The organism is Solibacillus daqui (genome assembly GCF_028747805.1).
Classification (GTDB): domain Bacteria; phylum Bacillota; class Bacilli; order Bacillales_A; family Planococcaceae; genus Solibacillus; species Solibacillus daqui.
In genome coordinates, this window is the sequence record NZ_CP114887.1 from 1,542,378 (window position 1) to 1,567,688 (window position 25,311).

The window sequence follows — 25,311 nt, forward strand, 5'->3', positions numbered from 1 at the left end:
TTATCATTATCGATAATGATAACAAGAGAGGTGAAGTAAATGAAATTACATTACGGAGTAGATGATTTAAAGAAAATTGATATTTTGTCTTATTTACCTATTATCCTGCCTATTTTAATAATAGGGGCACTTTTAGTCTTAATTGCTTTAGTTGACTTGTTTAGACATAGAAACACTAGAAATAATGTACTTATCTGGACATTAGTTATTCTATTAGGTAATACATTTGGACCGATTTTGTACTTTATTTTTGGAAGAAAGGATAGTGATACACGTTGAAATTAGAGATTAAAAATATATCAAAAACATTTAATGAAAAAATGGTGCTCAATAATTTTTCAATGGAAATAGAAAAGGGAGAATGTGTCGGTTTAATTGGTCCAAATGGTGCAGGAAAATCTACATTAATAAAAATTATTTCAGATATCATGTTCCCAAATAATGGGAAAGTCTTATTGAATGGGGTAAAAGTTTCAAAGATGAAGGAAGAAATCGGTTACTTACCACAATATCCAAACTTTTTTCATTGGATGACAGCTAAAGAAACGTTAATGTTTATGGGGCAGCTTTCAGGTTTAAAAAAGGAGGTATTAATAGCCGCTATTCCAGAAATTTTGGCTAAAGTTGGATTAAAGGACGAAGAAAATTCAAAAGTCAGTATCTTTTCTGGGGGGATGAAGCAGCGACTGGGGATTGCACAAGCATTATTACATAAACCGTCATTACTTATAATGGATGAACCTGTATCTGCATTAGATCCAGTTGGGAGAAGAGAAGTATTAAACCTGATAAAAGAGATAAAAAAAGATACAACCATCTTATTATCCACCCATATTTTAAGTGATGCCGAAGAAATCTGTGAACGATTTATCATTATTAAGAATGGAATAAAAGTAGAGGATGCACCTATTACAGAGCTTTTAAAACGCAATAGCAATAATCAAATTCAATTAACAATTACAGCAAACGACTTAAATTGGCTTGATACTGTTAGAAGTCTACCTTATGTAGAAAATGTAGAGATGATTGGACATAAGGTCAAAATAAAAGTTAAGAGTATCGAGAAAAATAAGAATAAATTGCTTGAAAGTGCGCTTATGCATGATGTGAATTTAACTCATTTTGAAATGTATAGTGAAACCTTAGAAGATATCTTTTTAAAATTGGTGGTGCAAAAATGAGCAAATGGATCGTGCTAATGAAAAAAGAATTTGTTCAAATGATTCGTGATTTTAGGATAGTTTGGTTACCAATCGCTTTTATGTTTTTAGGTGCAACGCAACCAGTAGTCAATTACTATTTACCATCAATTTTAAAGTCTATAGGAGGTAGTCAGGGAATTACAATTGACCCAAACATGGCTCAGTTAGAGGGAGGGGAAGTATTAGCCAGTACGTTAGCTTCACAATTTGATCAGCTAGGAATAATGATACTGGTTATCGCTATTATGGGAATTATTCAAACAGATAAAACTAACGGAATGCTTTCCTTCATTTTAACACGACCTGTTGCAGTACCTTCCTATATTGCTAGTAAAGTTGTTTCAAATTATATATTACTAGCTATTAGTGTTTCCGTTGGCTATTTTACTTCATATATATACGTGAATTATCTATTTACTTCGGTACCACTTTCACAAGTCTTTGTTGGACTCATCTTCTACCTTGTGTGGCTTTTGTTTATTGTATCGTTTACAACGATGGTTAGTACCATTTTTAAAAGTCAGGGTGTTATTGCGTTAATTTCAATTGGAACCCTTCTAGGTTGTAGATTAGTAATAGGTCTAAGTCCGATAGTTGATCATGTTAATCCCGCTGTTATGAGTAAATACGCAATCGAATACCTAAGTAATGGGGTGATTCATTCGAACATAATAAGTAGTAGCCTATTTACGTTTGCCTGGCTATTAGTAATATTTATTACGATTTACTATTGGATTTTTAATAAAAAATTTACTACCGAGTAATGAATTTCGCATAAGGAAAGCAGCATGGCTACGTTTGGCTATGCTGCTTTTTTTTAATTTTATACCATGTTACGGAACGATTTAAATAATAGTAAAGCATATAAAAACCACTTAATTTTGATTTAATTATAACTTTATAATCCTTGTTTCCAGTAAAAATAATTCCCATGACCATCTGTTTGGTGCAGCGTTTTCTTTGAGAATGTTTGACCTTGATTAATGAAATCTACATGTAAATCCCCATCAAATATATTGTTATAAATATGATAAATGCTGTGCTGGTTACTTAATTGTTGTAGTAATTCCAGTAAATCATGTTTGAGTTGTGATGGAAACTGATTCGCTACATGTGTGTGAAAAATGACAATTTGAGTTGCTTTGTACGCTTCATTTGCCAATAGTTTAGGAAGTAGCGCGGTGAAATCTCCTGTCAATAACTGCTTTTCACATTGTTCATGTATTGGTCGAGCACGTTCTAGATTCAATTTACGCTCGATAATCTCTGGCCATATTAAACTTTGTAGCCATAGATATTGCTCCTCATCATTTACGTCAATAATATTTAAATCGATGCCAATCCGGTTGTGGATGATTGGCTTCTGCGTGATTACTATCGGGTCTCCCAAATTTTTTGCATATAGGGTTAATGGACTCGTTTCATCGCCGAACGTAATTGTTTCATTTTGTTGAATGTTGTAGTGATAGCGATCTACATTTAATAACAAACCGGCACTTGTACCAATTTCGATGATTGTTAACGGCTTTTCCACTTCAGCTGCAATTTCAGACAATAGGGGATATAAATAGCTTGCTCGCTGGACTTCATTTGTTTGAACGAGTTTCGTTTGAAAAAGTTGAATAAGTTCATGCTGATATTCCTTGCAAAAGGCAATTAGTAATTGAAAGCTTTGTTCTAAGTTAGCGTCCTTTGGATTATCAAATACCTGTTTCAACGCTGTTTCATTTTGAACCGCCAAGTATTGAACCGCCGCAAAAAATAAATTAGGCTTTGGCTGTGTGTGTGGAATATGCATGATTACATTTAATAATGGCTCATGTGTAATGATACGCCTGCACCAATATTCATAGAGAGGGCTTTTACCTTTCGCTTCATTATTTGCAAAGCGTAGAAATGTTGCTTTTAACTTTTCCATATTTACACCCCATTTCATTGATGCTGTTATTGTATAATGGTTGATGAATTAAAGAAATTAATGAAATTTAATAAATATGATTATTAATATTAATCAAAAGGGGTGGGGAAGATATGGATTTAAAATGGCTAAAAACGTTTGTAACTGTATATGAGGAAGGAAGTTTTCGTGCTGCGGCAGAAAAGTTATTTATTTCACAGCCAAGTATTACGGTACATATCAAAGCATTAGAAGAGGAGTTACAGGTAGCTTTATTTCAGCGTGAACATACAAAAATAAGACTTACTACGGTTGGTGAACAGTATTATCCGATTGCCAAAAAATTATTAGCGCATGTAGAGGAGAGTAAAAATGAAATTCGAAGTGTGTCGGGCAATCAGAAAACGCGTCTTGTCATCGCACTATCTGCAGCGTTAATTTCAACCGATCTGTTAAAAGTTATTCATAACTTCATTGCATCACATTCAAAATATGAGGTAGAAATGATTATGGAGGATGGGAATCATTTAGAAGGAATATTAAGGAACCGTCAAGCTGATGTCGTCATTAGCTTACAAAAAACAAAATCAAAAGACCTGCATTCGGAGCGATTGATTCGTTCACCGATGAAGCTTGTTTACTCATCAAAGATACAATTAGAAGGCAAACATCATGATCAGCAATTAAAGTGGCTATTAGAAAATTATCCACTCTATATTGGGTATTTGGATGAACATACGCCGATTATAGAAAGTTTAGAAAGAGAGTATAACGTTAGGCATTATAACAAGGTGCTGGATAGTATTTTTGCAATTAAGCTAATGAACGAAGGACTAGGAATAGGGCTATTACCTGATTTTCAAATAAAAACAGAGTTAACAGAGGGTAAGCTAAAGGTGCTTGATATTGGTGCGATTGCATCCATTTATCCGATTGATATTTATATGAGCCATTTGCGGAATAACGTGAATTTGAATCCTTTTTTAAGTTATGTAAGAAAACATTTTGAATACTCTTGATGCAATATAGAAACATGTAATAATAAAAAATTGTATCGACATTTTATGTAATTATATGTAAATTATGTTAAAGTGTAACTATATTATTGAAAGGTGTGATTTAAATGAAAAATACTTTTACTTTGAGTCAGAAAACTTATATAACAGGAGTTTATTGCGAGTAATTCATTAAATCGAAGAATTTTTTGAATGCTCGTAAACTAGAAAAGTATTGGGGGAGCATTCATGTTAAGTAATCAAGGGTTTAATTTATGGGCTAATGAATATGATAAAACGGTTCAGTTAAGTGAGGAAAATAATCTATATCCTTTTGCAGGTTATAAGGAAATATTAAATGTGATTTTTAATGAAGTGATGCAGAAAAAGAATTCTGAAATTTTAGATATCGGTTTTGGGACAGGTGTATTAACAAGCAAATTATATGCAAATGGACACCAAATTGATGGTGTGGACTTTTCATCGAAAATGATTGCCATTGCAAAATCTAGTATGCCCGATGCCAATTTAATGGAATGGGATATATCAATGGGCCTACCGCCAGAGATACTTGGTAAAAAATACGATTCCATCATTAGCACATATACTTTACACCACTTAACAGACAAAGAGAAAATTGAGTTCATAGCCAATTTAAGACCTTTGCTTAAGGAAGATGGCAAAATTTTTATCGGTGACATTGCTTTTGAAACACGAGAAAAACATAATCAATGTCGTCAAGAAAGTATTAATTATTGGGATGACGATGAATTTTATTTTGTATATGAAGAAATTAGTTCTTTATTGGAGAATGAGTGTGACTTTTATCCAATTTCTCATTGCGGTGGGGTATTTATTTTTTAAATGTAATACGTAATTTTTGGGAGTAGCAAGATAACCTTAGCTACTCCCTTATTTTTAACGATAATTCAGTAATCAAGCGTATTTCCGGAATAAGGTTTGAGGCCTTTATTGCGCATTAAGGCGGTTTCTCCAACAAGGATTGGGCTCCGATGCCATTTAAGAAATACCGATTTGTGTAAAGGAAGGAAAAATTAATAGGGAAGTAGAAACGGAGTAAAGACAAAATTAATAATGGAGGATAAAATTATGAATTCAAATGTGAAAGATATCTTTCAATTTATCGAATCAAATGAGGTGGATGCATTAAACAAAGCGCTTATTTCTAACCCATCCTTAGCAAATAAAGAAAATGAGCAAGGATTAACTCCTTTAGGATTTGCTGCGCATTATGGAAATAAAGATATTGTACAGCTCCTATTAAATAATAGTGCTAATGTTAATGCTGTTTCCCATTCTAAGATAGAATTTATCCCGTCAAATACAGCTCTGCATGCAGCAATTGCAGGAGCGCGGAATTTAGAGGTCATTGAATTACTTTTAAATAATCAAGCAAACCCAGCTATTTTTGATAGCAATGGTCATACAGCCTTACATACTGCTGTGTTTCATGATGATAACATTGAACTGATTAACCTTCTTATTAAACATGGGGCTTCTGTTCAAGCCATGGTTGAAGGTGGAAAAACGGCATTAGAATTAGCAATCGAACTAGGGAACAATCAAGTAGCTGAAAAATTGCACCACGTTATAGAAACAGCCTAATATCTTTATGAAAATTTATTATGAAATACAAAGTCCTGTAGCGAGGAGGGATTCATTTGAAAGTCCGGCTGTCGGAGTATGATGAAAATTGGGGTCGAATGTTCGAAGATGAGGCTCGATTTTTAAGAGAACTATTTGGTGATGAAATCATCAAATTTGAACATTTTGGCAGTACCTCTGTACCAGGCATGAAGGCAAAACCTGTTATTGACATGATGTGCCTCGTTAAAGATATCAAGAAAATTGACGCCTTCAATGATCAGATGAGATTGCTTGGATATGATGTTGCCGGTGAATGGGGAATACAAGGCAGACGACTATTTCGAAAAGGTGAGGAAACTAGAACCCATCATATACATGTTTATCAGTACGATAACCTTCAAATTAAACGACATCTGGTGTTACGAAATTATTTAAGAACTCATCCCGAAGAGGTTGAACGATATAGTTGTTTGAAAGAAGAATTGGCTCAACGCTATGATGATACTGCTTACTACAGCAAAGCGAAAAACCCTTTCGTAAATGAATTGGAACAACGGGCATTAAATTGGTTTGAACACCAAGGAACTTAGAAATTATATTTGCCAATTTATCAGATTGTTGAGCAAATATTTATTTGTTAGCCTTATGCAAGGTGAACCGTACTAGAAGTAAGTGAGGTTTTTAATGTGATTGTCGCTTTTAAATGAACAATTAAACCGAGCGTTTGAGCAATGTGATAAAGAAATATTGAATTAGACAGAAGCGTTATAGAATAGTAGTCATGAAAAATTAAAGAAACCAACTCAAATGAATATGTACACGCTTTACATGGGTTTGGGAATTTGAAAGCAGTGCTAAATAAATATGATTCGGCTCAAAATGGAATATGTACAGTGTTATTATTTCAGGTAATAAATTATTTTTGGGAGGTACGCTATGAATGATGTTGTGAATACTCAAAAAGAAAAATATAAAACTTGGGTTACGGAAAACTTAGGCGAAAAAACAGGTATGTGGTACACGCCATATCTTGAAAAACTTGGACACCTGTTAGAAAAGTTTGGATTAGGTAACGGTTATAAGGAAAATTTCTTTGATTATCAATCCTATTCGGAGTATAAAAATATCTATCAACAAATGACAGAGCAAAGTGATGGGGATATTGAGCGACTAGTAACTGGTACAAGTACACCTCGATATCCAGAAAAGTTTGCTAGGACAAGAATTCAATTTAGAAAAAAATATGCGGAAGATGAATATAATCGCGGCGTAAGAAGTAAGCCTGATAATATAGGTGGGATACCTGACTGGGGCGTTTTAATGCGATCATATTTAATTTTTTTATATTATGATGAAAATCCTACTTTAACTTATCCTAAAAAAGAGAAGAAAATTGCGAATCAAGGAGATGAAATTGATAACAGCGTTAATTATTGGTTAATTTCGCCAGGTGAGTATTCAAGATTATGGAATCAGTTTCATACAGAAAATATGATTGCACTTGGTTGGGACTATTTAGGGGATATAAAAAACTATGATTCAAAGGAAGCTGTTGAACGAAAAATAGCGGAGCAAAGAGCGGACGGGGTGCGCCCTGTCAATGATACAAAGGCTGTGTGGGATTTCTATCGTGGAATTCAAACAGGCGACGTTGTATATGTGAAAGAAGGGATTAAGAAAATTCTCGCACGTGGAGTTGTTACGGGAGATTACTACTTTGATAAGGATGCATCAGAGTATAAACATAGAAGGAAAGTAGATTGGCTTCAAGTTGGAAAGTGGGAACTACACCAGACTTTTGCTCAAAAAACGTTAACATGTCTAAATTCTTATCCAAATTTTATTCAAGAAATTGATCAAGTATTGAATGAAGATTTTATTGATCCAAAAATTGCTGAAGTAAATGAGTTTCGAAATTGGTTATCCAATCAAGTTACAGATACAGGAATTACCTTAAATGATAAAACAGTTACGCAAAAAGTAAGTGCGTTAAAGGATATAGAGCACCATTTTGATGCTTCAATTTTTGGTGAAACAGATATAGAGCAACTTAAACGGTTGAAAGATATCGTTGTATCAGATGAATCCTACAAAAAATATAAAGGCGTATCGGGAAGTTCCATTGACTACTACATTCGTTTTATTGAATCTAAGCCTACGGTACTAGAAAATGAATCGTTTACAATGGATGATTTTCTTTCGGATGTTTTTATCGAGAAGGAGGAGCTTGTAAGGCTAATTTCGCTACTTGAAAATAAGAAGAATCTTATTTTGAAAGGTGCACCGGGAGTAGGGAAAACGTTTATTTCCAAACGTTTAGCGTATGTAATGATGGAAGAAAAAGATGAAACGCGTATCCAGATGGTTCAGTTCCACCAAAGCTATAGTTATGAAGACTTCATTGAAGGGTTCCGTCCGAAAGCTGAAGGAGATGGGTTTGAGCTGAAACAAGGTCCGTTTGTGAAGTTTGCTAGAAAAGCAGCACGAGATCCTGAACGAGACTACTTCTTTATTATTGATGAAATTAATCGTGGAAATATGAGTAAAATATTTGGGGAATTAATGATGCTTATCGAAGCGGATAAGCGAGGCGAGCAAATCAATCTCCTTTATTCTAATGATAAGTTTTCTGTGCCAACGAATTTATACATCATTGGAATGATGAATACGGCAGATAGAAGCTTAGCTTTATTAGACTACGCACTAAGAAGAAGATTCTCGTTTTTTGAAATTAAACCAGCGTTCCAAAATGAGACATTTAAGTCGTATGTAAATGAATTAAATAATCCAGAAGATTTAAAGCGTATCATTGATGAAATTAAAAGCTTAAATAATCAAATTGTTGAAGAGCTAGGAACAGGCTTTCAAATTGGGCATAGCTATTTTGTAGGTGATGCTTATAAAGTAGATACTGCAAATCGTGTAGAGGAAGTAATCGAATATGAAATTATTCCACAACTTGTAGAGTATTGGTTTGATGATGAGCAGAAGGCAAACGATTGGGCTGAACGACTAAGAGGTTGTTACGATGGAGAGAAATAATAACATTCCAATTCGTAATATATACTATATGATTTCCTATGCATATCAAACGTTAAATCTTTCCGAGTATAAAAAAATTGGAACAGAAGAGTTTGAGAACGTCAAAGAGCTTTACGCAGAAATTTTAACGATTGGTATACCTGTTTTGATTCGCGGAGGATTAAGTAAAGATTACATAAGTGTTGAAGAGACTTCTAATGTTATTAAGGGAAAAATAGATATCAATTCTACGATAAAGAAAAATGCATTGGTAAATAAGAAAGTTGCTGTGATTTATGATGAGTTCTCTGAAAATATATTGTTGAATCAAATTATTAAAGCTACACTCGTTTACCTATCGCGCTCAAATAAAATAAGTCAAAAGTTCCGTAGATTTTTTTATGGTTTGCTACCTTATTTTACAGAGGTATCAGATGTAGAGCTAGATTTGAAGCTATGGAAAAACGTTAGATATAATCGCCAAAACATTCGCTATCAATTTATTGTAGACGTATGTAGATATCTTTATGAGCAGTTATTATTTGATGAAAGCTCTACATCTCAAATGATGAAAGAGGTTCAAGAAGAAAAAAGATTATCGTCTTTATATGAAAAGTTCATCTATGAATTTTTCAAACGTGAAACGGATTATAATGTATCCCATCCTCAAATTCAGTGGAGTGTTGATAATGAATTCAAAGATGCATTACCTATTATGCAAACAGACCTTGTACTTCAAAAAGATAAAAAAACATTGATTGTGGATGCGAAATTTTATTCTGAAAATATGGTAGCAAGATTTGAAGGTGGAGCTACAAAACAAAAATCCGGTAATCTTTATCAGATATTTACATATATAAATAATTGGAAAAAAGATCTGGATGAAACAGTTGCAGGTATGTTACTTTATGCGAAAACAACCGCATTAAATCAACCTAACCATATTTATCACATTAAAGGTAATCAAATTTTTGTTGTATCTCTTGATTTACAACAAGATTTTAGCGGCATAAAGGAAAACTTATTAGCATATGCCAATCAGTTTTTTTCATAGTTTTATAAATTCGCTTTATCTATATACGAAATATCCCTCGATTCATCATTTGGGGGATGTTTTCTATCGTTTTTCGGTAAGCTAGAAAATAGGGGGTTATAGGATATGGATGTTTCTGCGTGGAAGCATGATAAATGGACATGGAAAGAATTTACGTTATTGTTATTGCTCGAATTTATTTTCGTAATTATAGTTGTTAAGTATGGCGTCCAATCGCTTTATCAAACTTGGTTTAACAATACCTTATACTCAGGAACACTGACTGGACTAACAATTGCGATTGTTCTGATGTTGGGATTGTATTTTATTGCATTACGTCCTCAAAAGCTATCTTGGGGAGAAGTCGGAATAAGAAGATTTCCTGCAAAGTATTGGTTGAAAATTCCTATATGGTTATTAATAACGATTGTTTTAAGTGTCGCGTTATTAGTACTAACAAGCGCATTAGGGAATGGCGTAGACAATAGCAAGACCGAAAGCTTACAACAAAATATTAATCTATTTACAATCCTCATTGGAATTATTTCTGCGGGTATAGTCTCTCCGATATACGAAGAGATATTTTATAGAGGGTTTATTTACCGTTGGATAAGAGTAAGGCTTGGCATGAAATGGGGTATCTTGCTTAGTTCGCTAATATTTACGATAGCGCACTTTCCGACCTTAAATGCAATGCCAGTGAATTTCATCACCGGTGTTATGTTTGCTTGGGCATATGAAAAGACGGGTTCTGTTATTCCGGCAATGATCATTCATGGGGTATTTAATACAATCGCAGTTTTATTAACAGTATCAGGGTAAGATGAAAGGTAGAAACATATTCAGTTAACGGGCACTATCCTGGAGCAAGGGGGAGTGCCCATTTTTTATTCTAGGGGCATTCTTTTTAACAAGAAAAATAATTGAAGAAGATAATTATTTATAAGGGCAAATCCTAGATGTTCACAAATGACTTCTTACTAAACAGTTGTTACAAGTCCCCATATAATGGGCTTAGTGATGTGTAATCGAGGCACGCTTTTTTTGTTCTTTAAAGAAGGATTATCGTATAAAACGTCGAATCTAGGTAAAAAAAAGGGGGCATTGTATGCTTACGCATAGCGCTGAACATATGAAAGTTAATCTATTTATGACCTATGATGAATTGTCTGAATACATATTGGTGATGTTAGACAAGCATGAATTAATTGTCAAGGTACTATATTATAAAGCGAGAAAAGACGAAGTAACTGAGATAGACCTAGAGAAATTTGAAGTTGTAAAGAGTTTCGCTGCTTCAAATTTAGAGGATGCGGAGCTTATGTATTCTAAATGGAACGATGTACGTATAGCTGTTTCAATGATTTCAGAGTACATAAAAAGTCGTAGTTACTAAAAGAAATAGAATAGGGTGCACAAAATTATAAGCCTTCCACAGGGGAAATGAACTGCACCCTAATTGTTAGCGGTGTTTGTCCATATAGTTGTCGCATCAAGCCATATTATTTTTTCTAGCCAATCTACAGGTTGCTCCTTTAAAAACCCCAAGTTATTCGAAGCTATCGCGCTGCGCTTGATGGCCAGTTGATCTGTAACGGAAGGAAAAGTTTCTTCCATTACAGGTCAACAGAGAGAGGGGGATTTTTTATTCCCTCGCGACTTCCTTCATCGGATTTAGTGCGACTTGCTCCTGCGCTAACCAATTGCGCGTTTGTCCCGCCGCTAAGATTGCCGTGTGTAACAAGTGCAATTGTTTCAGATTCCTTATTACTTAATTCTTGTACTAATGAAAGAATGCGCTGAAGCCCGCCCCGATAGTCATGGATTTAGCAATGGGTTACCATACGTTTGCGAAAATGATGAATCCAACAGCCATTTGATTAGCCAATTAACAAGAAGAAATCTGTAATTATCATCAATCATGCTTTACGAATGCGGCAGTTGAAGGTAAAAAAATCTGAATAAAGCGCTTCAATGACGCCATTATTTCACGCGCAATCCGCAACACTATATAGAAGAGTGCAACACGGAATCGATTCAGTATCACTCTTAGTCAAGCGCATGTTTTGGTGTAGAGCCAAGATTATTAATCCATAAAATTTCCGAAAAGAAACATGATATTTTATTTGCAAAATATAGTATTTTCATAATTCAAAGTCAGTGGAATTTATTTTCACACAAGAAATCTTAAGGATTCTTAAGGATTTTACGCATATTCTCTTAAGGTTTGAATTATAAAGTATGATTAATAATTTAAACCTATGAGGTGAATAAGTGTGAAAAAACTGCCTTTCTTATATCAATTTATTGTGAACCCAAAATCAATTGGTGCAATTCTTCCAATATCAAGTTTTCTTGGTGATAGAATGATAGAAAAAATCAATTTTAAGGAAGCAAAATATATTGTTGAATATGGTCCAGGTACAGGTGTGTTCACAGAAAAAACTGATTAATAGAATGCATCCTAAGACCATTATTTTATTGACCCGCCTACATCTTTACCTGTTCAATGTCAAAAAAATTTACGGAGGAACTTAATGATGTCAAGAATACTAATTGTTGATGATGATAAAGCGATAAGAAATCTTATTTCGGTGTATTTAGAAAATGAAGGAATTCAAACGCTAAAGGCTGAGGATGCTGTTGAAGCGATAAAAATGCTAGAAAAAAATGCGTTTGACCTAATTATTTTAGACATTATGATGCCGAAAATGGACGGGATTCAAGCTTGTATGAAAATTAGAGAGGAACGCAACATGCCGATTATTATGCTTTCTGCAAAATCAGAGGACATGGATAAAATCCAAGGGCTTGCTGCGGGTGCAGATGATTATTTATCGAAACCATTTAACCCATTAGAATTAATTGCTAGGGTGAAATCTCAATTAAGAAGATATAAAAAATACAATTCTGAGCCAACTATCGAAAGAAATGTTATAGAAATTGGTGATTTAACAGTAAATTCCGACACGCGACAAGTTTGGGTACAAAATGAAGAAATTCGATTGACACCAAAAGAATTTGATATTTTGGAGCTTCTTGCTCGAAATAAAGGAAATGTATTAAGTGTTGCAAAAATTTATGAAACTGTTTGGAAGGAGGATTTTTTAAAATCGGACAATACAGTAATGGTACATATTACAAAAATTCGAGACAAAATAGAGGTGGAACCAAAACATCCAATATACATTAAAACGATTTGGGGAGTAGGCTATAAAATATGACTACAATTAAATTTCGACATACACTAACCCTAAATCTATTATTAATGATTGTCATTAGTTTTTTTGGAACGCTTGCTGTAATGATCTTCTTTGCTAAAATGGATATTTTTATCAATCCGAATGGTAGTGTTTTGCAAGCTGGTTTGTTACTAACATTTTGGTTTTTTATAGTAATAATAACGTTCATTGTAATATTTTCATTGCTCGTAAGGAAAAAAATACGGTACTTAAGAAATATTACTGAAACTGTGCAACATATTGCTAATGGAAAACTTGGGCTAACAATTGACATTAAGGGAAAGGACGAGCTGTCTCAGCTTGCAGAGAACATTAATTTTATGTCAAAGGAGTTAGAAAATAAGTTTATCCATGAAAGGCAATTAGAAAAGGTAAAAAATGAACTGATTACAAATATATCGCATGATTTACGGACACCATTGACATCAATTATTGGATATTTAAATTTAATAAAAAATGGACAATATGAAAATAAAGATCAACGTCAAGAATATTTTGAAACGATTTATTCGAAATCACATAGACTTAAACATCTAATTAATGAACTATTTGAATTTTCCCGTTTATCAAGTCCTGATGTACAACTAACTCTGAGTGAAGTAGACTTACCGAGCTTATTGCACCAAATCGTAGGAGAATATACTCCAATATTTGAGGAAGAGCAATTAAATGTTCAAAAGTCGATAACTGATGAGAATATCCCAGTTTTAATAGATGTAGAAAAAATGGTGCGTGTTTATGAAAATCTCTTTATGAATGCTATAAAATATAGCATTAAACGTTCTGATATACGAATTTCCTTTAACACACTAGATAATACTGCAATTTTAAAAGTATCCAATAGAGTAGAAAACCCTCCCGTAGAAGATGTAAATAAATTATTTGAACGTTTCTTTAGGGGAGATAGGGCGAGAATAGATGCGCAAGGGACCGGTCTTGGACTTTCGATTTCCAAAAGAATTGTAGACCTTCATAATGGGAAAATTCATGCGGAATATAAGGATGGTTGGATTATCTTTATAGTTGAACACCCTATATTTAAAAAATAATTTATTGCACAAACAGTTCTCGTTTTAAACTGTCAATAAAATAAACTATAAAAGACTATGTACATTTTAATTGTGCATAGTCTTATTTAATAATTTTTATACTAATTCTTCAGCCATTGGGAATCGGAACATTTTTGAAATAGTTGAAAAAATTTAGCCTGAAACCTTTATTTTATGTACAACTTAAGGAATCTTAATGATTTTAATATGATTTTCTTAATTTTCATTACTTATTGTATATATATCGAAAGCAATGGGGAGATGAAGAAATTGAAAAAGAAATTGATCATAATAGCTATTTGGATAATGTTTGTTTTAATATTGAATTACTTTGACTTACTTTCCCTTGATATAAATACAGTTATAAAATTTGCTTCTGCAAATAAAGATTACGCCTATTTACTGATTTTAGGCCTATGGATAGTTAGGCTCATATTATTTATTCCGAGTACACCTCTTATGATTTTGGGTGGGGTATGCTTTAATCCAGCTGAAGCTGTATTTTTATCTACAGTGGGTATGTTTTTAAGTGAAACTTGTGTTTATATATTCTCAAAGAGTTTTGCTGGCAATAAGGTGAAAAATTATTTAGTGAATCGACAGCCAGATTTGACCAGTTTAATTGAAGCTTACAATTACAAATTACTTGCACTAGGAGTTATTAATCCAATAGCTCCAGCGGATGTAATCTGTTTCTTATCTGCTTCCGTAGGTATAAAATATTCAACTTACATTTTAACAGTCATTATTGCGAGTAGCCCTCTAAGGATATTATATAGTTTTATTGGTATTAGTCTTAGCGAATCTAAAATTGCTCTAGCCTTAGTTATAGTATCATTAGTACTGGTTTTTACTATATCAATAAGAATTTGGAATACACTTAGGAGTAAGAAAAAAAATGGAGTTTCAACAATAACATAGTTGAAATTATTAACATATGCACTTCAAATAACGGTGCGTTATATAAGGAGAAATTGTTTGGAAATAAAAAAGGCATGGTTCTACTGTGATAGGACCTAGCCATTTTCATAAACCAACCAGTTGAGATGTTATCATCGTCTTTCCCTTTTATAAGACCTTCTCCATAATCTGATCTCGTTTTGCTGCTCCGTCATTTCCAAACCCTTTTATACAGCGCTTCATTCAAATCTGTTTCTATCATGTAAACATCAGGATTTGTTAATTGCTCCCATTGTTCAAAGCCAAAACTTGATGAAAGTGCATTTAACAGTAGTGCGCTAAGATTGCCGTGTGTAACAAGTGCAACAGTTTGTGCATCTTCATTATTTAGCTCATAAAGTAAAGAAAGAATGCGCGTTGTCGCTTTAAGGCTAGATTCGCCACCTGGAAATTCTAGATGCATATCTTTAAAGGTTTGTTGTAACTTGTCGTACCAATCGGGTAGATTTTCTTTACTTAATACACGCTCCTTTAAACGCTCGTCGATTTCAATTTGAAGATTATTTTTCAGAGCAAATGGTGTAATTGTTTGGATTGTTCTTGTAAATGGACTAGAGATAATTCGGTCAATCGGGTACGTTTCTAGAAAATCGGCTAATTGCTGTGCTTGGTCCAAACCTGCTTCTGTTAATACTGCTTCAGGTTCTTGTCCTTCAGCTGAGCAATGTCTAATTAATATGAACTTGGTCAATTAGTATCCCTCCAAATTGAGATTTAGTAGCTGTTTGAATCAGGCTATACTCCTCAAACAGTTGCCCGAACTATGTAACGGGAAAAGGTAGTGGGTAAACCATCTTCTGTTGCATTTTTTTCAAAAATCTTCGTGATTGTATGTAAATCTTTTTCTTTTAATGTTTCAAAAATAGAAGGGTGTTGACCAAAACACCTAAGCTTTAGTAGATCTTCCGGTGATTCAATAAACTCAGTACTATTTAAGGTTTCAATGGTGTATGAGTTGAAATTACTTTTCTCTAATTGCTGATTAATACGTTGTAAAACTGGTGCACCAGTTGTTGATTCAAAGAGATTTGGAAATAATTGAGGCAACTCTTTATTCATGTCATCACCTGGATGGAGTCCAAAAATTTTGCCGCCGTCTTTAATTACTTTCCTTAATTGAGGATATGCAGAAGTAGGGCCTTTTCGTATATAGGCACAATCAAATTCGTTGTTATCAAATGGGAGACCTTTTTTAGCATTTCCTAAAACAAATGATACGTTCTTCGTATTATTGAATAATCCAGTTTGAAGAAATTGCTCTGTTATATCAAAGCCTACGATTTCATTTGCAACTAAACCACATTTTTTTGTAAACTCACCGTGCCCACAACCAACATCTAACACCTTTTTACCTGCTATCATTTGCATTACTTCTTGATCAAAAATTGATTCACCATTAGGCTCGGTTAATTTAGAATTCCAAGAGTAGCTATAAATGCCTTGAATTTCACTTAGCTGTTGATACCATTCAATTGAATGTGGCTGGACCCATTTTAAAAGTGTTTTAGGGTCAGTTAATACCATACATTTTGCCTCCTTTCGTTATAATATGATATTAACATAAATTGGGATTTTGTTTTCAAAGACAATTGGACTTGTATTTTAAATAGTCTTTGAAACATGCTTTGATGGGCTATCTCATAATTGAGAGGCGTTAATACGTGCGGTTTTTTAGGCTTTATGTGCGAATTCAGAGCATTTGCGTGCGACTTTTGGGAAATACGTGCGAATTTAGACCATTTGCGTGCGATTTTTAGAAAATGCGCGGAATCCCCAATAAATAACATTCTAATAGTGCTATAAAATTCATAGCACATCCCAACTTGTGGCTGTTATCTGTTATTTTACTTTTTTAGTAAAATACAATAATTAATGAAATTAATTTTAATAACCATAATCTTCACGAAAACAGCGTATCGAATAAAGCTGAAGAAAAAATAAGCTCCAAAAAATAAAGTAGGTGCTTTCACAGATTGTGAGAAGGCACCTACTTTTTAGATTTAGTTATTAACCTTTATTAATTTGTTGAATCTGCCTGTTTTCTTACTAAAAAATAGGCGGTGATATAAGCGGTAATTGGAATAACGAGTGTGACGCCTATCGCTGCACAACAAATCGTAATCAATTCACTGCTGAACACTTTCGAATTGATGATTTCACCTAATGAATAAGAAAGGTCCTTAAACCAGATAAGTAAGGCCAAGTAACCCCCAAAAAAGGCAAAGAATAATGTATTGGTACTCGTTCCTAAAATATCTCTACCAATACTTAAGCCAAAACGGAACAGCTCTTTTCTTTCAATATTTGGGTGATGAAAATGCATTTCTCTCATAGGTGAAGCAATAGCGATTGCTGCGTCTGTAATGGCACCAATCGTACTCATAATAATGACTGACACCGCAATTTTGACGAAATCAAGACCTATATAAAATGAGAACATGCCCATTTCTTCGGTTTCCTCTTCACCAAAGCCCTGTATCATCGCGCTATTTGTGATCAAAGATATAAAGATGACTAACACAATTGTCGTCAGCATGGTAGCTAAAAAGGCAGTTTTCGTTGTCCAGTTGACTTCATTAATGTAAAAAAGGTTAATACAACTAATGAATACGCAGGCAATTAATGTTAAAATGACCGGATTGATAGTAGGGTCATTCATAAAGAATACGGTCATGATTATTACACCGAAATTTAGAAATAGGGCAATAAATGACCGAATCCCTTTTTTGCCACCGATGATCGCCATAAACACGAATAACAGTCCCGCAAGTAAAACTAATACATTCATAGCTGTGCCTTCTTTCTATTCACAAAAAATATAGCGGTATAAAGACCAATTGGAATCGTAAGGACTATTCCAATCCCACCTGCTAATGCACGTACTAACTCAAGGGATAGATTCAGTGAAAGGGTATAGCCAAGCGTAGACGCATTTTTAAAATAAAGTAATAGAATGGGTATCGATCCACTAACGTAGGCAAAGAACAAAATATTCGTCATCGTGCCCATAATATCCTTGCCGATTTCCAAGCCCGATTTTGTAAGAGCTTTTACTGAAATTGTTGGGTCCTTTTCATACAATCCAAAAATCGAAGAAGACATTGTAATCGCAACATCCATCACAGCACCTAAAGATCCTATAATTAAGCCAGCTAAAAAGACCGTTTTATAAGGACGCGATATAAACTGCAATTCCTCATAACGAAGGCCATTTTCGCCTGTAATGACTAAAGCGATATATGTAATGAGAAGCGATGTAAACGTCCCTATCAATGTGGCAATTATCGCAGAGAATGTCTTTTCATTTCTACCATTAACGAGTAATAGAGAAACGACTGTAAATACAAAAACGCAAGCCCCACAAATCCATAACAAACTTTGATTGGCATATTTAATGTAAATATCTAATGCAAACCATAGGACCGCTGCATTAAAAGCTAAGCTTACAACGGATAATAACCCTTGTCTTTTGCCAACGAGCAGCAGTACAAAAATAAATACCCATGCAATGATGACTAAATATTTGTCCCGCTTCACGCCGGTAATTATACCGGTTTGCTCCTGACCCTCTTGCAATTGAGTATCGAATGAAACAAACACTTCACTACCCATCTCAAATTTTTGGTCAAATGCTTGTGATTTTGAATATTCATTTGTTAAATGAATGAGTGTTCCTTTTTCACTACCGTTTTTCACCTTAGCGATTAACTGCTGAGTATATAAAACGTCTTTGTTTTGAAAATTATCTTCTACATTTGTTGTACTGGTTATCGTTACATCAACAACCTCTGCAATCGAACTTTTATAGAATGCATAGTTGTGATTGACAAATACAATCGAACCGATGAATAAAACGATTAGCACAACCGTAAATAGGCGTTGTTGCCAAGTTGTTTTTTGATAAAACTTTTGAAGTAACTGCATATGCATACCCCCTGTAAATAATATTTAGGTAACAATTCACACTATATCAAATAATTGATATGAATAGGAATGTAGTCAGCCTTTTCCATATGGATAGACCAAGAGATGGGATGTATGCGTATCATCACAAAGAAAATGCGGAGGAAATCCAAATTACCAACAGTTAGCTTAGTTCAACTTTAGCAATAATGAAATCGAGCTTGATTCCTGATTTACAACGATATTTTGTTGTTCAGAGTTCCCATCAGCATATTTGGCAACCACGCTGATTATGATGTCATCTTCTACTTTATTACCATCATGAGGAATTGCGAGTGAATATTGATATTGATCTTGCTCATTATATTGAACTGTAAAGGTACTTCCAATTTCCTTTATACCTTGAAAGAGAGCTGAATTTGGCTCACTTGAAATAGTATAAATCTTTTCTGATAATAATCTATCTTTATTTTTTACCTCTTCAGCTGTTAGGGTAACATCCTCTATAAACATTCCTTTGTTTATTGTATAAGTGATCGGGTCAATATCTTCTCCTGAGATATTTAGCATAACATCTGTAAAAATTAAGCTATTTCCATTCCCAATCCAACTTATACTAGTGATAACACCTAATCTTTCTACAGGTAATAATTCGAACGTATATTGCCGTAGTATCAATAACTCGATCTATATCTAGTTCAGTTGACCAAACTAAATGTTGCACCATCGTCTATCAACTTCCTCCATTTTAAACACACTTGAGCATATCATTTGGTGAATTTTAATTTGAAATAATTTTAAGTAATTGATTAATTATATTGTCGAACTGAATTTTGGTATATAATTACAATAAAATTCTGTAATTGAGTTGAGGTGAAGGTGTGTCAATTAAACCGATTACTATTCATAATCGAAAACGAGTTCATCAATTTTTTAAAGAACATTGGGGTAGTACTCAAATGATTATTTCTTCTGGAATCTATAACTGCGACCAATTAGACGGTTATATTTACGAAAAAGATGAGAAGATTTTAGGTTTGCTTACATATGTGTTCCATGAAGATGTACTCGAGGTGATTTCATTAGACAGTGTTATAGAGGGGCAAGGAATTGGTTCGAAGCTAATGCAAGAAGTTGAGTTGTTAGCGAAACATAAAGGAATGTTAAAGATTACGTTACTCACAACAAATGATAATATTAACGCGTTAAAGTTTTATCAGAAAAAGGGCTATCGCATCGTAAAAGTAATACCAAATGCTGTAGCTAAAGCGTGCATGATAAAGCCCTCCATACCGTTGATAGGCTATGAAGCGATTCCTTTACATGATGAACTAGAATTAGTGAAGTTGTTAATTAAGGCAGGACAGTGAGTAGAAGCTGTTTTGTATTTTGTTGAAATTGAAAGAAATATAAAGGGGTTCCTGATATGGAATTAAAACAAAATTCAAGTCGATGTATTGTGCTTCTTCACGAGATTTATGGAATCAATCAGCACATGGAATATTATGCAAAGCTATTTTATAAACAAAAATTTGATGTATATATCCCCAATCTAATAAATAATGAAACGTCATTTCCTTATGAAGAGGAGGAACGAGCTTACCGTCATTTTATAGAGAACGTTGGGTTTGAAAAGGCATATAAACAAGTGATAGCACTGATTGATGCTTTATCAAAAGAATATATAGAAATTCATGTAATCGGTTTTAGTGTCGGTGCAACAGTTGCTTGGCTCTGTAGTAATCATGAAAACGTACATAGGGTTGTTGGGTTTTATGGGTCCCGTATTCGACAATATCTTGGTAGTGTACCTAAATGTGAAACGATATTAATTTATGGCGAGCATGAAAAGTCATTTGATCCGAAAGATTTAAAACGTAATCTGTCGCAGTATTCAAATGTCTTGGTGAAGATCGTAGAAGGGGGTCATGGCTTTGCGGACCCGTATTCAAAGAATTACAATAAAATAAGTGCTGATCGCATATTAAAATACTTAGCACAATAATAATGTTGTTCATTCGTTTGGTGCAGTGAGTAAAGGCGGTGGGAATTTTTAATACTTACTAACAGCCGATACGTGCGGTTTTTTAAATTTGTATATTATTGTTATGTACACAAGTTGGAAAGACGGTCACTTCATATTAGTGGGCGTTTTGTAATGTTAAATAGCAACACTTTACTCTAAACTACGATTTTGAAGTATGGTGTATGCCAATGCCAAAGCTTAGACTCTGCATATAAATTAAAAAAGCCCCATGTAAGATTGCTCCTACATGGGACATTCCCTTATAACCTACTCCAATTCATATCTTGAATTGGAGAGAACTATCAGAATTGTATTTGCACCTGGTACAGGGATATTAATAAATATCTCTATTCCAAAAACGTTGCATTGCAATGGCCTCCACAAATTTTTCTCCAAAATCAGCATTACCAGTTTGTACTACAATACCTGGTCCGATTTTTACATTGGATTCTTTTAAAAATTGCATACCTGTTCGTGCAACGCCAATTGGTTTATAGTGGCGAAATGCTTGATTAATATTAATTAGTAAATCTTGATTAAATTTTGCTTGATTGTCTGCACTTACCCCTACTACATATAAGGCGTCAAACAATACGGAATCTGTTGTTAAATAGGTTTCATTCGCCATTAATTGGACGCCTTCCTTACTTTCAATTACCCCTATTCGTTCACCAATGATACTATATCTTACACCGTATTTAGTGAGCGTTTTTAACACATTACTCACTTCTGCAGCATCGAATCCATTGCCAATAAGTACACCGACTTTAAGTGTTTGTGGCAGTTTTATTGTATTCGCTTGACTCAGCGCGGGTGAAGATGCTGTAACGGTTGATTGTTCACCAGTTGGTTTGTTAACGCCTACATTATGAGCAATTATCGTAGCCATTTCTTTATCGACATGGACAAACATATCGACAACTTGTTGCCGAACGGATTGACTATTCACTTTGCCTACTTCGAAGCTAAAGGCATTGATGATATGTTGCTTTTCGGGTGGTGACATACTGTTCCAAAATAGCCTTGCTTGTGAGAAATGATCATCAAACGATTTACTTCGTGCTCGGGTAATACGCCCTTCCACTTTTTCCTCATAATGAACAAACCCACCTTCAGCTTCAGTCGATGTCGAAGGTGTATTATTTGCTAGAGAGTTTTTATGATAACTTACCCGACCTACATTAATCGTCTGTCGACTAAAGCCATTACGCTGATTATTATGAATTGGACATATCGGTCGGTTAATCGGAATTTCAGCAAAATTTGGTCCACCTAAACGAAGAAGCTGTGTATCAATATAAGAAAATAAACGGCCTTGTAAAAGCGGATCATTTGTAAAATCAATGCCCGGCACAACATTACCAGGATGGAAAGCTACTTGTTCGGTTTCTGCAAAAACGTTATCAACATTACGATTCAATGTCAACTTCCCAATAATCTTTACAGGTACTATTTCTTCTGGCCAAATTTTCGTTGCATCTAAAATGTCAAAATCAAATTTAAACTCTTCTTCTTGCTCAAGCATTTGAATACCAAGCTCGTATTCTGGAAAATTACCCATTTCGATTGATTCCCATAAATCTCGACGTTGAAAATCTGGATCTTTTCCTGCAATAATTTGAGCTTCATCCCACACGAGGGAATGAACGCCTAATACTGGTTTCCAATGAAACTTTACAAATCTCGACTTTCCTTTGTCATTGATAAAACGGAAAGTATGGACACCGAAGCCTTGCATCATTCGGAAATTTTTGGGGATCGCCCTATCTGACATCAACCACATCACCATAGCAGCACTTTCCTGATTGTTCGCAACAAAATCCCAAAATGTATCATGTGCGGTAGCTGCTTGTGGCATTTCGTTATTAGGCTCTGGCTTCGCGGCATGAATTAAATCTGGAAACTTCATCGCATCCTGTATGAAAAATATTGGAATATTGTTTCCGACTAAATCGTAATTGCCTTCCTCGGTATAAAATTTGACGGCAAATCCACGCACATCTCGTGCTGTATCCATCGAACCAGAACTCCCAACAACATTAGAAAATCGCAAAAATACAGGCGTTTTTGACCCTGCTTTTTGTAAAAATCCTGCTCTTGTATATTCTTTCATAGATTCATACAAAACAAATTCCCCGTGGGCAGCATAACCTCTTGCATGAACGACACGCTCTGGAATTCGCTCATGATCAAAATGCGTCATCTTCTCCCTGAAGTGAAAATCCTCCATTAATGTTGGACCTCGAACCCCTGCTTTTAACGAATCCTCATCATTTGAAACTTTCACACCCTGATTAGTTGTCATCTTTTTCCCATCATTATTTACACGAAACTGCTCAAGTTGTTGTTCCTTGGCATCTGTATCTTTCCCCTGATTAGACCAAGATTTGTCCACGAAATCTCCTTTCCTCACTTAACAATTTTCATTTCACAAAAGCCTCATACAATATATGTTTTCTGGATAGATTCATACTTGAATCAATTTCATAACCAAATAAAATAAGTTCTGATCGTGTATTAGTATACTTAGCACAAGAACCAAAGTTTAGAGGAGAGTGTAAGTATGCCGAATGATTTATGGTCAAATAAGGGCAAGGAAAACAATCCGACAAGACTAAAAAAAATAAATAAAAAAACCCCCAGTTTTGTGTGTGAACTGGGGACTAATTTTTAACACGTTTTATAAATACTTATTGTTTTCCTGCATGATTTACATGTAATGGTGGAGGCACTAACCAACCTTTATTTTTGTTAAGGCGTAATAGTTTGGCACCAAGTAGTGCTCTTGCTGTATGGAATTGACCAAACATTAGTGCGATGTCTTCTCTAATACACATTCCCATTGCTTGACTACATGCAACTAAACCAGAAGCTGCATCTAATGATAATGCCGCACTGATTTCAGGATCATTAAATTTTGCACCAGGAGGAATATCTTCTGGTCTTGCGTTTGGACGTTCAGGAGGCGCTGGAGGTAACGCAATGCCGTTTGTTTTTAGAATCTCTTGTAGATGTCTAACTTCCTCTTTAGCACCTTGAATTATTTCTGCAATGATATTTTTCAGATCTTTATCACCAGCATGATTGTAAAATGTTTGATACCCAGCAATCATGCCATAGTTTGTAGCAAGATTTGTCCAGATACTGAACACTTCTCCATAATGTAATGGTTCGTCTTTGGGATTACCGCTAAACATACCCATATTTGCACGTCCTTTTCAGTTTTTTTGCCATATTCAAACAAGGATAGTATGGGCTGAAAACACAAAAAAATTCTTGAAATTACAAAATAGAAGATGGTTGTTTATCAATAAATTGGTCAGTGACATTGCGGATAAAATATATATTGAAAGTTCATTCTATATTGAGAATTTTAAAGGGGATGAAAAAATGTATATTCGCTTAGCATCACAAAATGGTGTATTCAGATTACAGCCAATTCAACGACAAAACGATACAGAATTAGATGTTGCTATCGCTGACCTCGAGAAAAGAGGATTTATTTTGGTGAAACGTGATAAAACCCCTAGTCAATATAGTTGTGAAATAACATACAGTCGAGTTTGGGCGATTATGGAAAAATATATGTATTAGTATTAAAAATTTTTTATATGGAGAAAGAGATGATTAGTGTATTTGTAATAACAAAGAATGGTGTTAAATGACAACACCATTCGATTGAATTTTTTATTATTTGTATAAATTAAACGTTTCCGTTTTCCCATCCCATTCCACAGTCACTTTAATTTTGTTTTAGAATATTGATTATTATTCCCTACAGCTCCTTTGGTAGTTGAAGTACCTTTTTCTCCTATAGGTGAATCAATTGAATCTAGACCTGCTAAATAGCTAATACTTGATAGTCCACCGCTATTTGTTTCATATGTGACTTCAACTAGCCCTACAGAATTAACATCTTCCCCTTTATATTTTATATACCCTAGTTCTGTTATTCTTTCACCTGTAAATTCAACTGTAAAAGCACCCAACCAATTTTCACTTTCACCATGGAAACTTATCACTTTGGGCTTATCTGTTTCTTGGGCAGAAACAGATAAGCCCAAAATTAATAAGGAGCATAAAAGTAACATAAATATTGCATAAATTCGTTTCATTATCACACCACCTTTTATGATTATTTTGTTCAAAACAGATTAACTTACCACAACAAAATATTTCCTTTTAAAATAGGTGGAAAAGTAACGTAACGTTTCAATAAAATAGTTTTCTACTAAAGGGGACTTAAATGAATAAACCTTCACAAATGAAACTATATTGACAATACGAAAAAAAGTCACAAAAACAAGGGTTTGGGAGCATGATTCAATAATATAAATGCTATAATCAGTAAAATAAAAATACAGATTTTGGAGGA

Annotated in this window: 27 protein-coding genes; 18 read left to right on the forward strand and 9 right to left on the reverse strand. The window is 34.2% G+C overall.

Translation table 11 applies throughout. The annotated features are described in order from the left end of the window. Positions 1–39: 39 nt before the first annotated feature. Genes O7776_RS07355 through O7776_RS07365 form a run of 3 tightly spaced genes read left to right on the forward strand, consistent with a single transcriptional unit; the run spans position 40 to position 1,966 of the window. On the forward strand, positions 40–279 hold the full coding sequence (locus tag O7776_RS07355) for a PLD nuclease N-terminal domain-containing protein (protein WP_274309940.1): 240 nt from the start codon (positions 40–42) through the stop codon (positions 277–279). Further along, complete coding sequence (locus tag O7776_RS07360; RefSeq protein ID WP_274309941.1) at positions 276–1,181, forward strand: ABC transporter ATP-binding protein; 906 nt, start codon at positions 276–278, stop codon at positions 1,179–1,181. The genes O7776_RS07355 and O7776_RS07360 overlap by 4 nt, the downstream gene beginning before the upstream one ends. Beyond that, positions 1,178–1,966 carry an ABC transporter permease gene (locus O7776_RS07365; RefSeq protein ID WP_274309942.1) on the forward strand — a complete coding sequence of 263 codons (789 nt, stop codon included), beginning with the start codon at positions 1,178–1,180 and terminating at the stop codon, positions 1,964–1,966. The genes O7776_RS07360 and O7776_RS07365 overlap by 4 nt, the downstream gene beginning before the upstream one ends. A gap of 134 nt (positions 1,967–2,100) precedes the next feature. Here O7776_RS07365 and O7776_RS07370 read toward each other — a convergent pair whose 3' ends face one another. Then, positions 2,101–3,120, reverse strand: coding sequence for a DUF2332 domain-containing protein (locus O7776_RS07370; protein ID WP_274309943.1), 1,020 nt, complete (start codon positions 3,118–3,120; stop codon positions 2,101–2,103). A gap of 113 nt (positions 3,121–3,233) precedes the next feature. On the opposite strand from O7776_RS07370, the gene O7776_RS07375 reads away from it, so the two are divergent. The 12 genes from O7776_RS07375 to O7776_RS07430 all read left to right on the forward strand — a co-directional run bounded on the left by O7776_RS07375 (position 3,234) and on the right by O7776_RS07430 (position 14,968). Continuing rightward, positions 3,234–4,118: a LysR family transcriptional regulator gene (locus O7776_RS07375; RefSeq protein WP_274309944.1), complete on the forward strand. Its 885-nt coding sequence runs from the start codon at positions 3,234–3,236 to the stop codon at positions 4,116–4,118. A gap of 225 nt (positions 4,119–4,343) precedes the next feature. After that, positions 4,344–4,958 (forward strand): class I SAM-dependent methyltransferase, encoded by a 615-nt coding sequence (locus O7776_RS07380; protein WP_274309945.1) that lies wholly within the window; start codon positions 4,344–4,346, stop codon positions 4,956–4,958. A 246-nt stretch (positions 4,959–5,204) separates the two neighbouring features. Further along, entirely contained in the window at positions 5,205–5,720 is a 516-nt protein-coding gene (locus O7776_RS07385) for an ankyrin repeat domain-containing protein (protein ID WP_274309946.1), read from the forward strand. A 56-nt stretch (positions 5,721–5,776) separates the two neighbouring features. Next, positions 5,777–6,292 carry a GrpB family protein gene (locus tag O7776_RS07390; RefSeq protein WP_274309947.1) on the forward strand — a complete coding sequence of 172 codons (516 nt, stop codon included), beginning with the start codon at positions 5,777–5,779 and terminating at the stop codon, positions 6,290–6,292. A gap of 346 nt (positions 6,293–6,638) precedes the next feature. Next, positions 6,639–8,744, forward strand: coding sequence for an AAA family ATPase (locus O7776_RS07395; RefSeq protein WP_274309948.1), 2,106 nt, complete (start codon positions 6,639–6,641; stop codon positions 8,742–8,744). After that, a complete protein-coding gene (locus O7776_RS07400) occupies positions 8,731–9,777 on the forward strand; it encodes a 5-methylcytosine restriction system specificity protein McrC (protein WP_274309949.1) in 1,047 nt (348 codons plus the stop codon). The genes O7776_RS07395 and O7776_RS07400 overlap by 14 nt, the downstream gene beginning before the upstream one ends. Before the next feature lie 105 nt (positions 9,778–9,882). Beyond that, entirely contained in the window at positions 9,883–10,578 is a 696-nt protein-coding gene (locus O7776_RS07405) for a CPBP family intramembrane glutamic endopeptidase (RefSeq protein ID WP_274309950.1), read from the forward strand. 286 nt (positions 10,579–10,864) lie between these two features. Next, positions 10,865–11,152, forward strand: a complete 288-nt coding sequence (locus O7776_RS07410) for a trypsin (RefSeq protein ID WP_274309951.1) — start codon at positions 10,865–10,867, stop codon at positions 11,150–11,152. 880 nt (positions 11,153–12,032) lie between these two features. Next, entirely contained in the window at positions 12,033–12,209 is a 177-nt protein-coding gene (locus tag O7776_RS07415) for a hypothetical protein (protein ID WP_274309952.1), read from the forward strand. Between the two features lie 84 nt (positions 12,210–12,293). Next, positions 12,294–12,980, forward strand: a complete 687-nt coding sequence (locus O7776_RS07420; protein WP_274309953.1) for a response regulator transcription factor — start codon at positions 12,294–12,296, stop codon at positions 12,978–12,980. Then, positions 12,977–14,047 carry a sensor histidine kinase gene (locus tag O7776_RS07425; RefSeq protein WP_274309954.1) on the forward strand — a complete coding sequence of 357 codons (1,071 nt, stop codon included), beginning with the start codon at positions 12,977–12,979 and terminating at the stop codon, positions 14,045–14,047. Before O7776_RS07420 ends, O7776_RS07425 begins: the two co-directional genes overlap by 4 nt. A gap of 270 nt (positions 14,048–14,317) precedes the next feature. Beyond that, positions 14,318–14,968 (forward strand): TVP38/TMEM64 family protein, encoded by a 651-nt coding sequence (locus O7776_RS07430; RefSeq protein WP_274309955.1) that lies wholly within the window; start codon positions 14,318–14,320, stop codon positions 14,966–14,968. A gap of 190 nt (positions 14,969–15,158) precedes the next feature. Here the strand turns inward: O7776_RS07430 and O7776_RS07435 are convergent, their stop codons facing one another. From O7776_RS07435 to O7776_RS07455, 5 genes are all read right to left on the reverse strand, one after another. Beyond that, complete coding sequence (locus O7776_RS07435; protein WP_274309956.1) at positions 15,159–15,698, reverse strand: histidine phosphatase family protein; 540 nt, start codon at positions 15,696–15,698, stop codon at positions 15,159–15,161. A 53-nt stretch (positions 15,699–15,751) separates the two neighbouring features. Next, positions 15,752–16,531: a class I SAM-dependent methyltransferase gene (locus O7776_RS07440; protein WP_274309957.1), complete on the reverse strand. Its 780-nt coding sequence runs from the start codon at positions 16,529–16,531 to the stop codon at positions 15,752–15,754. Between the two features lie 493 nt (positions 16,532–17,024). Next, positions 17,025–17,795 carry a YibE/F family protein gene (locus O7776_RS07445; RefSeq protein ID WP_274309958.1) on the reverse strand — a complete coding sequence of 257 codons (771 nt, stop codon included), beginning with the start codon at positions 17,793–17,795 and terminating at the stop codon, positions 17,025–17,027. Continuing rightward, on the reverse strand, positions 17,792–18,931 hold the full coding sequence (locus O7776_RS07450; protein ID WP_274309959.1) for a YibE/F family protein: 1,140 nt from the start codon (positions 18,929–18,931) through the stop codon (positions 17,792–17,794). Before O7776_RS07450 ends, O7776_RS07445 begins: the two co-directional genes overlap by 4 nt. 168 nt (positions 18,932–19,099) lie before the next feature. After that, positions 19,100–19,588, reverse strand: coding sequence for a hypothetical protein (locus O7776_RS07455; protein ID WP_274309960.1), 489 nt, complete (start codon positions 19,586–19,588; stop codon positions 19,100–19,102). A gap of 203 nt (positions 19,589–19,791) precedes the next feature. On the opposite strand from O7776_RS07455, the gene O7776_RS07460 reads away from it, so the two are divergent. Together O7776_RS07460 and O7776_RS07465 are read left to right on the forward strand one after the other, a co-directional pair. Continuing rightward, positions 19,792–20,280, forward strand: a complete 489-nt coding sequence (locus tag O7776_RS07460) for a GNAT family N-acetyltransferase (protein WP_274309961.1) — start codon at positions 19,792–19,794, stop codon at positions 20,278–20,280. 56 nt (positions 20,281–20,336) lie between these two features. Continuing rightward, positions 20,337–20,915 (forward strand): dienelactone hydrolase family protein, encoded by a 579-nt coding sequence (locus tag O7776_RS07465; protein WP_274309962.1) that lies wholly within the window; start codon positions 20,337–20,339, stop codon positions 20,913–20,915. A gap of 355 nt (positions 20,916–21,270) precedes the next feature. Here the strand turns inward: O7776_RS07465 and O7776_RS07470 are convergent, their stop codons facing one another. After that, positions 21,271–23,331 carry a catalase gene (locus tag O7776_RS07470; RefSeq protein ID WP_274309963.1) on the reverse strand — a complete coding sequence of 687 codons (2,061 nt, stop codon included), beginning with the start codon at positions 23,329–23,331 and terminating at the stop codon, positions 21,271–21,273. Between the two features lie 295 nt (positions 23,332–23,626). Continuing rightward, positions 23,627–24,139 (reverse strand): DUF3231 family protein, encoded by a 513-nt coding sequence (locus O7776_RS07475; RefSeq protein ID WP_274309964.1) that lies wholly within the window; start codon positions 24,137–24,139, stop codon positions 23,627–23,629. Between O7776_RS07475 and O7776_RS07480 the strand changes: the two genes are divergently transcribed. Then, positions 24,114–24,530 carry a hypothetical protein gene (locus tag O7776_RS07480; RefSeq protein ID WP_274309965.1) on the forward strand — a complete coding sequence of 139 codons (417 nt, stop codon included), beginning with the start codon at positions 24,114–24,116 and terminating at the stop codon, positions 24,528–24,530. The two genes, O7776_RS07475 and O7776_RS07480, sit on opposite strands and share 26 nt — an antisense overlap. 143 nt (positions 24,531–24,673) lie before the next feature. Here the strand turns inward: O7776_RS07480 and O7776_RS07485 are convergent, their stop codons facing one another. Then, entirely contained in the window at positions 24,674–25,051 is a 378-nt protein-coding gene (locus tag O7776_RS07485; protein WP_274309967.1) for a hypothetical protein, read from the reverse strand. Positions 25,052–25,311 lie beyond the last annotated feature (260 nt).